3 protein-coding genes are annotated in these 2,091 nt (G+C 77.9%); 2 read left to right on the top strand and 1 reads right to left on the bottom strand.

What is annotated here, in order from left to right; all coding sequences use genetic code 11:
- Window positions 1-350, top strand: a 350-nt coding sequence (locus ACTUAL_RS28325; protein ID WP_440902380.1) for an HNH endonuclease, incomplete at its 5' end; no start/stop codon positions are given.
- A 9-nt stretch (window positions 351-359) separates the two neighbouring features.
- Here ACTUAL_RS28325 and ACTUAL_RS28320 read toward each other — a convergent pair.
- Window positions 360-1,613 carry a saccharopine dehydrogenase family protein gene (locus ACTUAL_RS28320; protein ID WP_440902379.1) on the bottom strand — a complete coding sequence of 418 codons (1,254 nt, stop codon included), beginning with the start codon at window positions 1,611-1,613 and terminating at the stop codon, window positions 360-362.
- Between the two features lie 77 nt (window positions 1,614-1,690).
- Here ACTUAL_RS28320 and ACTUAL_RS28315 point away from each other — a divergent pair.
- The coding region (locus tag ACTUAL_RS28315) for a neutral zinc metallopeptidase (protein ID WP_440902378.1) at window positions 1,691-2,091 on the top strand (401 nt) is incomplete at its 3' end.

Raw genomic sequence — 2,091 nt, 5'->3', positions numbered from 1 at the left:
ACCGCGACGGCGGCACCTGCCGCACCCCCTGGTGCGACGCGCCCGTCCGCCACGTCGACCACGTCGTGCCGCACGCCCGGGGCGGCCGCACCGACTCCGCGAACACCGCCGGCCTGTGCGTGGCGTGCAACCTCGTCAAGGAGTCCCCCGGCTGGCGCGCCGCGGTCGGCCCGCCCGGCCGGGTCCACACGATCACGACCACCACCCCCACCGGGCACACCTACGACTCGCAGGCCCCGCCGCTGCCGGGTGGGCCCTCGCGCGGGCGGGTCCGCACGGTGCCCGTCGAGGAGCACCAGGTGCAGGGACCGGTCGAGATCGCGCTGCACCGGCACCTGCGTGCCGCCTGACCGGCGGGGCTAGAGGGTCCGCAGCGTCATGCCCGCCTCGCGCAGGCGCCGCACGAGCACGTCGCCCATCGCCGTGGCGGGGGTCAGCACGCCCGCCCGGTCGGGCAGGTCGTCGCGGTCGAGCACGAGCGCGAGCGCCGACTCCCCCAGCATGCGCGCGGTGGAGGCGTAGCCCGGGTCACCCTGGGACCGGACCTGCGCCTGCACGAGCCGGCCGGTGCTCGTGCGGCTGTGCAGCCGCACCGCGAAGAAGCCCTCGTCCATCGCCTCCTGGTCCGGTCCGGAGCCCGCGCCCGGCAGGGCCCGGTCCAGGACGAGGTCGAGCAGGCGGCGGGTCGGCGGGAGCGCGGCCAGCGCCGCCACCCCGCCCGTGCCGAGCGCGACCCCCGTCGCCCCGACCGCACCCGTCAGCCGTCCCGGCACCCCGACCGACTCCCGGTAGGTGAACCCCCGGCCGTACGACCAGCCCGTGAGCGCGTTGGAGCGGCGCACCACCCGGCTGTTGACCACGTGCATGACGAACGGCGCGAGCCAGCGGCCGGCGTCGGCGTCCCAGCGGACCCCGACCGGGTCGCGGCCGTCACCGGCGCCGTCGACCGTGCGGTCCGGCTCGCGCGCCCGGTCCGGGCTCAGCGCGTACGGGTCGGTGAGCACGCGGCGCGCGGCGGGGTCCTCGACCGCGCGGGCGAGCATGCCGCGGGCGCTGGCCACGGTGCCGCCGCTGAGCCCGCCGCGGGCGCCGGGCAGCACGTAGGCCGTCGCACCCAGCTCGCCGAGGCCGTGCTCGCGCGCGGTCGTCGCCAGCAGGTGCACCCCCAGGTCGGAGGGGACCGAGTCGAACCCGCACGCGTGCACGACCCGCGCCCCGGTGCGTTCGGCGTCGGCGTGGCAGGCGTCGATGCTCGCCCGCATGAACAGCACCTCGCCGGTGAGGTCGACGTAGTCGGTGCCCGCCGCCGCGCACGCCCGCACCAGCGGAAGGCCGTGCTGCTCGTACGGGCCCACCGTGGTCACGACCACCTGCGCCCGGGCCGCGAGCGCCGCGACGTCGTCGTCGTCGGCGCTGTCGGTGCGCAGCAGCGGCCAGTCGGCCGCGCGCGGGCCGAGCCCGTCGCGGACCTCGGCGAGCCGGTCCTCGGACCGCCCCGACAGCCCCACCGACACCCCGGCCGGCGCGGCCTCGGCCAGGTAGCGCGCCACCAGGCGGCCGGTGAACCCCGTCGCCCCGTGGACGACGACGTCGATGTCCCTGCTGCTGCTCACCACCCCCGCACCGTACGGGCCCCGACCGCCGGCGCCAGGTGTGGCCGACCCGGCCGCCCTGGTCCTACGTTCCCGCCATGACCTTCAACCGTGGCGGCAGCTTCGAGGGCGGTCGCGTGCGCAGCCGCCGCGGCGGGGCGGGGGCCGTGGCCGGCGGGGGCGTCGGCCTCGTCGCGATCATCGGGTTCCTGATCTACACGTTCACCGGCGTGGACCCGACGCCGGTCCTGCAGGGCGCCGCGGGCGGCGGGCAGCCGGCGGAGCAGGAGTCCAGCGTCGGGCAGTGCACCGCCGAGCAGGCCAACACCGACCAGCGGTGCCGCCTGTCGGCCACGGTGCAGTCCCTCGACGCCTACGGGGGCGGGCTGTTCGCCGACCGCGGCGCCGAGCTGCCGCTGCCGGAGGTGGTGGAGTTCCGGGACTCCACCCGCTCCGGCTGCGGGGTCGCCAGCGCCGCGACCGGACCGTTCTACTGCCC

Source organism: Actinosynnema sp. (assembly GCF_052038725.1).
Note: the sequence above shows the minus strand (reverse complement) of the source record. Positions and strands in the feature narration are given on the sequence as shown.